Origin of the sequence: Galactobacter sp. (genome assembly GCF_022712295.1) — a bacterium.
Lineage (GTDB): Bacteria > Actinomycetota > Actinomycetes > Actinomycetales > Micrococcaceae > Galactobacter.
The window spans coordinates 1-6,630 of the sequence record NZ_JALAGT010000168.1; the positions used below are offsets into that span (position 1 = coordinate 1).

At 64.5% G+C, this 6,630-nt stretch carries 7 protein-coding genes and 1 tRNA gene; 2 read left to right on the top strand and 6 right to left on the bottom strand.

Features of this window, described 5'->3' with window-relative positions:
- Nucleotides 1–111: 111 nt before the first annotated feature.
- From Q0A15_RS12155 to Q0A15_RS12165, 3 genes are all read right to left on the bottom strand, one after another.
- The gene (locus Q0A15_RS12155) at nucleotides 112–618 is read right to left on the bottom strand and encodes a glutathione peroxidase (RefSeq protein WP_291279791.1); all 507 of its coding nucleotides are present in this window, start codon (nucleotides 616–618) and stop codon (nucleotides 112–114) included.
- A 71-nt stretch (nucleotides 619–689) separates the two neighbouring features.
- Nucleotides 690–2,033: a hypothetical protein gene (locus Q0A15_RS12160; protein ID WP_291279792.1), complete on the bottom strand. Its 1,344-nt coding sequence runs from the start codon at nucleotides 2,031–2,033 to the stop codon at nucleotides 690–692.
- Between the two features lie 98 nt (nucleotides 2,034–2,131).
- Entirely contained in the window at nucleotides 2,132–3,226 is a 1,095-nt protein-coding gene (locus Q0A15_RS12165; protein WP_291279793.1) for a hypothetical protein, read from the bottom strand.
- A gap of 239 nt (nucleotides 3,227–3,465) precedes the next feature.
- Here Q0A15_RS12165 and Q0A15_RS12170 point away from each other — a divergent pair, with 239 nt between their 5' ends.
- Complete coding sequence (locus Q0A15_RS12170) at nucleotides 3,466–3,729, top strand: hypothetical protein (RefSeq protein WP_291279794.1); 264 nt, start codon at nucleotides 3,466–3,468, stop codon at nucleotides 3,727–3,729.
- A 217-nt stretch (nucleotides 3,730–3,946) separates the two neighbouring features.
- Nucleotides 3,947–4,303: a DUF1801 domain-containing protein gene (locus tag Q0A15_RS12175; RefSeq protein ID WP_291279795.1), complete on the top strand. Its 357-nt coding sequence runs from the start codon at nucleotides 3,947–3,949 to the stop codon at nucleotides 4,301–4,303.
- Nucleotides 4,304–4,497: 194 nt separating this feature from the next.
- On the opposite strand, the gene Q0A15_RS12180 is transcribed toward Q0A15_RS12175, so the two are convergent.
- From Q0A15_RS12180 to Q0A15_RS12190, 3 genes are all read right to left on the bottom strand, one after another.
- Nucleotides 4,498–5,313, bottom strand: coding sequence for an alpha/beta hydrolase (locus tag Q0A15_RS12180; protein WP_291279796.1), 816 nt, complete (start codon nucleotides 5,311–5,313; stop codon nucleotides 4,498–4,500).
- The gene (locus Q0A15_RS12185) at nucleotides 5,310–5,843 is read right to left on the bottom strand and encodes a PadR family transcriptional regulator (protein WP_291279797.1); all 534 of its coding nucleotides are present in this window, start codon (nucleotides 5,841–5,843) and stop codon (nucleotides 5,310–5,312) included. The genes Q0A15_RS12180 and Q0A15_RS12185 overlap by 4 nt, the downstream gene beginning before the upstream one ends.
- 378 nt (nucleotides 5,844–6,221) lie before the next feature.
- A tRNA-Ala gene (locus Q0A15_RS12190) sits at nucleotides 6,222–6,297 on the bottom strand.
- Between the last annotated feature and the right edge of the window lie 333 nt (nucleotides 6,298–6,630).

The window sequence follows — 6,630 nt, forward strand, 5'->3', positions numbered from 1 at the left end:
CCTCCGCGGCGGGTCTGCGGCGCAAATGTCTGTGGGGCATCCGGCCAGTGGCCGACGCCGGGGGGGCCCCCGTCGTCGGCCACTGCTGAGAAACGCTGTTTGCGACCGTCGTCAGGCGGGCAGTGCGGACTCGATGGCCGCGATCACCTGTGGTTCATCCGGCTTGGTGGTGGGGCTGAAGCGCGTGACGTTCCCGTCCGGGGAGATCACGAACTTCTCGAAGTTCCAGGTGATGCGCCCGTCCTTACCATTCTCCTGCTTGGGGAAGCGCGTCAGCTCCTGGTAGATCGGGTCTGCGTTCTTCCCGTTGACCTTCACCTTGGATGACATGGGGAAGGTGACGCCCCACGTGGTGGAGCAGTACTCCTCGATCTTCTCCTCGGTGCCGAGTTCCTGCATGAACTGGTTGGACGGGAAGCCGATCACCGTGAATCCACGTTCACCGTAGGTCTTCTGCAGCGTCTCCAGGGTCCCGTACTGCGGTGAGAGGCCACAGCGCGAGGCCACGTTGACCACCATCACGGCCTTGCCTCCAGCGAGTTCGCCGAAGGTGGTTTCTTCCCCCTGCAGTGTGGTGACGGGCAGGTTCTCCAGGTTCACAGTTTCCGGTGTGGTCATGTTCTGCTCCTTTTGCTGGCACTATCCGGAAATGTGAGCACGATCCGTGCCCGCATTTCCGGATACTGCCATCAGTCGAAGATGTCGTCGAGGATTCCGCCCAGCAAAACACCACCCAGCACAGGGCCCAGCATCCCGCCGCCACGGCCCTGTTGCCCGCCGTAGCCACGACGCCCTGGGCCTCCGAATCCACCCCAGTCGCCCCAGTCGTCCCCGTCGGGGCGCTGGGAGTCGATGTCGCGCTGGGCGGCGCGCACCGCGTCGTCGGCCAGCGCCGCGCTGCGGCGTGCCAGCTGCTGGGCGCGTTCACGTGTGTCCTCAGGCCCGACGAGCGGTTCCAGCTCCGTGCGAGCGCGCTGGGCCTCGGCGAGATTGGTACGGGCATCCGCACCGATCCAGCCACGGTGACCCTCGATGATGCGCTTGGCCATCTCGATGCCGCGGTCCGCCGACTCCACCTCGTGCCGAACGTGGGCAAGGTCCGGGACGGGGCGGGCCGCCCTTTCCCTGGCTGCATCCACGGCCTCGTCCAAAGCGGAGTTCGCAGAGCTCACGGCGACCAGGTCGGAGAACGGATCCGATCCGGCTGCCTCCTGCCGCACGTTCGCCAACGCCTTCTCGAGCGCGCTCATCGCCTGCGCGACGGCGGGGACTCCACCGAATTCTGCGGCCGCCACCAGGTCTCCGCGCGAGTCCGCGATGACCTCAGCCAGCGTCCCTTCCGCTCTCAACGCGTCGATCTCGAAGGTGTCAACGCCGTCGATGACACTCTGGGCCCTACGCAGGGTCTCCGTGACGGCCTCCAACGCGCTGATCGCTGCGGCATGGTCGCCGGCCTGACCGCGACGTTCTGCCAAACCCGCCGAACGTTCGGCAAAGTCCACGAGACGTTCCGCCTCATCGGGATCCACACGCAGCCGCTGCATGGCGGACTGGCTGTAGGTCGCCGCCAGGCGGTCGGACGCGGCACGCATATTCGGAAGTTGAGCCCGCAGACGGGCCACCTCTGCCTGTACCCGTTCGAGTTCCTTCGGTGCACCACGGACCTTCTCCACCTGCGCTTGCAGGGCCTCGGTGCGTTCGTCCAGCACCTCTTCCGCCCAGTCACACAGCTGCACGATGCGCGCATTGCGCGTGCGCAACTCCTCAGGGGTATCCGGGATTTCGTCATGGTTGAGACGGTGAAGTTCGAAGGCCTCAGCCATGTGTTTCTTCACCGAGCTCAGGCCCAGACGCAGCTGCTCGGTTGGCTTCTGCCCCAGCTCGGCCACGGCGAAGCCCAGTTCGTCCTCCGTGGCGCGGATACGTTCGTCCGTGGTCACGATAGCGGTACGTGCGCGCACGGCCAGATGTTCGTCAGCGGCGGTCTGCCGCTCCTGCTCCTCGCGTGAGCGTCTACCCCAAAAACCTGCCATGACTCGATCCTAGTGGGAGCGGCTGAGAGTCGGCATAGAAGGAGTACGGCTGTGGCGCCGCCGACCTGGACGGAGTCTTGTCGTTCTCCCGTGCCAGGTCAGTGCTGAGGCGTGTTGGACGAGCGGGGTCCCGGCTGCTGCGGACCTTCACCCGGCTGCGATGCGTTGCCCTGCTGCGGACCGCCGACCCATTGACCACCAGGTTGCTGTGGTTGCTGAGGCCGAGGTTCCTGCCCCTGCTGGGGAGCAGGTACCCACCGACCGCCTGGCTGTTGCGGAGCGCCAGGTTGCTGCGCCTGACCGGGCTGCGGGCCGTACTGCTGGGAACTGGGGCCAGGCTGATATCCAGGCTGCCCGGGCCAGGGCTGCTGATACTGCGGATACATCGGGGCCGGCCCACCGCCCTGAGGCACGCCCTGGTAGTACTGCGGCGGGTATACCGGTGCAACGGGCTTGGGCGGCTTGGGTTCGAAGGCCCGGAACACCACCGGGATCACCAGGAGCACCACGGCGGCCAGAACGGCTGCCCCTGCAATACGCCACCACCAGCCAGGCCACTGGACTCCCGGCAGCGATAGCGGAATCGCGACGATCAGTGCGGTCAGCCAGAAGAGGCAGAGGACCCCCTTGGAGGCCATCTGAGATCCGGGGCGGGTGGACTTCTCCACCAGCTGGGACCAGACGAACTGCGTGACCAGGATCGCGAGTCTCAGCACGATGATCACGCCGAGGAACCGGAAGAACTGCTCAGGCCCGTCCAGCGTGGAGCGGTAATAGCCGTAACTTTCGTTGAATTCCTCGCGCTGCTGACGTGCTTCGGCGTCCACCTGCAGCCACGAGGTCCAGATCTTCAACAGGCCAACCAGCAACAACACCACGTTGGTGATGGTGGAGGCAGGCACATACCAGCGATTGGTGCCGTCCACGGTGGCATCGAGGACGGCTGCACCGGCAAAGAACATCACCAGGATGAAAGTGAGCCACACGCGGCCGGCGATACCGCCGTCGTCACCCACGATGATGAAGAAGCCGCCGATCACCGCTGCTGCAATGAGGAAACCAACGGTCAGCCAGAGCACCCAGCGGGCAGCGGGTGGCCTGCCGGTTCCCTGAGGTCCCGAAACTTGGGGTGGAGACCCCGGGCGCCCTGGGCCGAGACCGGTCCCTTGCGGCGGGAATGGCTGCTGAGTCATGGTGAGGGCTCCGCTCTTCAACCGCGTATCCGGTCGAGATCTGGCGATCCGTTCAGGTGACCGGGTCTGTTTCCGATCAGCTTATAGGAGTTTCTCCGACCACTGGAGGTTCCTCGCCGGGGTGCTACCACCGTGCCTCAATGCCAGTCGGGAGTCTCCGACGGTCCGTCCGGGAGGTGACCCACGACGCCGTGTAACGTGAACGAAGCAGCTCACCCATGCACGTCAGGAGAGACACCATGAGCAAGCAGCACTCGACCCCGTCCGAGCAGCATCAGGAGACCGAGCGCAAGGTCAACGTCCCCAAGCTGGTGCTGGCAGGCCTGCTCCTGGCGATCGCCCTGATTTTCATCTTCTCCAACCTGGACAAGGCATCATTGCACTTCATCGGCGCCTCGCTGACCATGCCGGGATGGGTGTGGTTCCTGCTCCTCTTGGCCGTCGGAGTGATCATCGGTTCCCTGTTCCCATGGCTCAGGCCGCGAAAGCAGAAGGGCAACTGAGCCCCGGCGCATCCGCAGTGATTGCTGTTAGCCTGGTTAGCGGTACGAACTTGTACCCTCGCGCAGTCGATGACGAAGTGCTCGTCTGACACATCATTCGGAGGGGGCCGACCACTGGTCGGGACATGTCCGCGATGGAGATTGCGCAGTCGGCCCCGCCCGGGGGTCCGATTGTGTTGCCATGCCGCGGACGCGGCGCGAGATGAAGGAGGGCTCCATGCCAAAACAAGACAAGACAGCAGCCGACCTCCAGGCCGTTCTGGAGAAGATCGATTCGTGGCCGGAACCGTACAAGAGCATCGGTGAGCGCCTGCACGGCACCATCGTGGAAGCAGGCCCCAAGATGGCGCCTCGAATCTGGTACGGCATGCCGGGTTACGCTGCAGCCCGCAGCAAGCCGGTGCTGGTTTTCTTTCGCCTTGACGACGGCGTGATGTCGCTCGGAATTTCAGAGAAGGCCACGGTGGAGCAGGAAGCGGATTCCACGTTGCGCCCGTCGGCGTGGTTCCTGGATGACATCGACGAAGCGACGCTGACCAAGGTCGCTTCACTGGTCAGGACCGCTTTTTCCTGATCTGGCTCATCGGTCGCGCTCGCACGACATCTGGAAGCGGTGCCAGCGGATTGCCGCGGCACCCGACCGTGCGCGCCAACGTTTGAGGGCCCGGATCGATGACGATCCGGGCCCTCGAACGATGCGTGGAGGCAGAGAGACAGTGTTCGAACCTTGGAAAATGGTCTCACCGCATCGGGCGTTCCTGCGCCGGATCATCCGCAGGGATCCCACTGCCCGGTATCGGCGAAGGTGGTCACCATCCTTGCGAAAAGCTCTGGATCCTCGGCGTTCCATGCGTGATGCACACCTGGCACGATGCAGGTCTGTGTCTGTGGGAGAACCGAGCACAGCGCCGGGAACCCGCGGCGGACGGACGCAGAGTCCTTCTCGCCGCTCACCGCGAGCATCGGCCCGGTGTACGCCAACTCTCGCGGCAATCCGCCGACCACGACCTCGCGGAACATGGCACGGTTCGTCCGAGCACTCGGAGCGCACCCGTCCGCTGCGAACTGCTTGCGCACCTCGGCTGGGATCCGAAATGCAAAGGCCTGAGCCGCCCAGTACCAGTACCGTCGCCACAGCGGGACCTGCGGCGCGATCGCCAGCTTCTCGATCCGGCTGTATCCGCTCACCGCGGACCCGGTGATGAGGCACGAACGGAGCAGCTCAGGGTGCTTGTGTGCCAGTTGCAGCGCGACGAATCCGCCGAGCGATAGCCCGACCACATGGGCTTTCCCATCGATCGCACGGTCTCGTATGAGTGTCGCGACGTCGTCTGCGGCGCCTCCCGTGCCCGGCCAATCCTCGCACGCACGGCCCGCGTACCCTGGAAGTTCAGGGGTGAGCAGGTGCCTCTGGGGCAGCAGTTCGACCTGCCCGGACCAAGCCCAAGCTCCCGAACTGCCTCCGTGTAGGAACAGGATCGTCTCTCCAGACCTCGGTCCATGCTCGATCTTCCTCGGATCCCACTCCGATCCGAGCGGCCTGGACTCCGGATCGCCGCAGTCGACCGCGTCATCTGCACTCATGGCCATTCCTCCACTCCTTGGAGCCGCGCACGGGTCTCGCCCAGCCAGACCAGCTCCGACTCGCCCATCGTGATGCCGTAGCGCAACGTGGATGCCTGCAGCGCCGCAGCGGCATCCTTCTCGTCACCGACGTCGATCATGCGCAGGCGATCGAGCTCGCCACGAACTTGCGCCTCGTACTCGTCGAGCAGTCGTTCAGTATCGGCACGCCCGAGGCGGGCGACAAAGAACAGCTGCGCCAGCATCGGCAGCTTCGGCCGCGCCGTCTCCACAGGCCCCGACAGCCAGCTATTCAACTCGGTTTGGCCCGCGTCAGTGAGGGCATGCACCTTACGATCCGGCTTGCCGTCCTGCGAGATCACCTCGGTATCGATAGCGCCGGCCGCTGCCAGCCTGTCGATGGTTCGGTAGATCTGAGACTGATCGGCGTGCCAGAAGTGGGCCACCGAGCCGGTGAACGCACGCCCGAGGTCATACCCGCTCATCGGACGGATCGACAGCAGGCCCAGAATTGCGTGTTTCAGCTCCATGCAGATAGCCTACTACGCATATATAGGACTACGCATCTATAGTGTCGCAAGCCGGACGCGCCAACTCGTACGGGTTCACGTGCATGAGCAGATCACGGACGACGGCCGACACGGTGAGTCGATCACCATGGACCGTGGACCTTCCGCACTCACTCCCCTCGGAGGCCGGGAGCGCGGCAGGCGTCGACGTCAATGTGACCCGAGACCAGAACGGCAACCGACTCCACGCCGAGGGTGAGGATTTCCGTTCCCTGGCCGTGATCGACAACGCCGCGAAAACTACGAACGGCAAACGCCCGGAGCCCCCAGAGCCTTCGAGTCGTTCAGACACAGCAAAACGAGTGAAGGCTCCCGCCGAAGCGGGAGCCTTCACTCGTTTGGTGGAGGTAAGGGGATTCGAACCCCTGACCTTCTGCATGCCATGCAGACGCGCTACCAACTGCGCCATACCCCCAAATCGAGGCGCTCAATCCGCTCACAGAAGCGAACCGAACGATGAATAGCCTAGCACGCAAAGCGAGCTCATCTCACATCGGGGTGACGCGATCCCGACCACATTCGTCACCGTGTCACGTGCCGACCCGCGGACGACTGCGGACGCCACCAGCCCGGACACGACGAAGGCGGCAGGCAGGCCGTCGAGCATGACACCGACGCCCGCCGCAGGCGCTCGGACGACCAATACGCGGCACTCTCCGCTGCCGAGTTGCGGCACTCGTGGATCATGGAAATTTTGTTAGTCACCCTTGACCAAGAACAAGCTCTGCCTCTACTCTCGATCCACAGG

Coding starts and splice junctions, on each gene's coding strand:
- Q0A15_RS12155 (WP_291279791.1), bottom strand. CDS start 618: ATGACCACACCGGAAACTGTGAACCTGGAGAACCTGCCCGTCACCACA.
- Q0A15_RS12160 (WP_291279792.1), bottom strand. CDS start 2,033: ATGGCAGGTTTTTGGGGTAGACGCTCACGCGAGGAGCAGGAGCGGCAG.
- Q0A15_RS12165 (WP_291279793.1), bottom strand. CDS start 3,226: ATGACTCAGCAGCCATTCCCGCCGCAAGGGACCGGTCTCGGCCCAGGG.
- Q0A15_RS12170 (WP_291279794.1), top strand. CDS start 3,466: ATGAGCAAGCAGCACTCGACCCCGTCCGAGCAGCATCAGGAGACCGAG.
- Q0A15_RS12175 (WP_291279795.1), top strand. CDS start 3,947: ATGCCAAAACAAGACAAGACAGCAGCCGACCTCCAGGCCGTTCTGGAG.
- Q0A15_RS12180 (WP_291279796.1), bottom strand. CDS start 5,313: ATGAGTGCAGATGACGCGGTCGACTGCGGCGATCCGGAGTCCAGGCCG.
- Q0A15_RS12185 (WP_291279797.1), bottom strand. CDS start 5,843: ATGGAGCTGAAACACGCAATTCTGGGCCTGCTGTCGATCCGTCCGATG.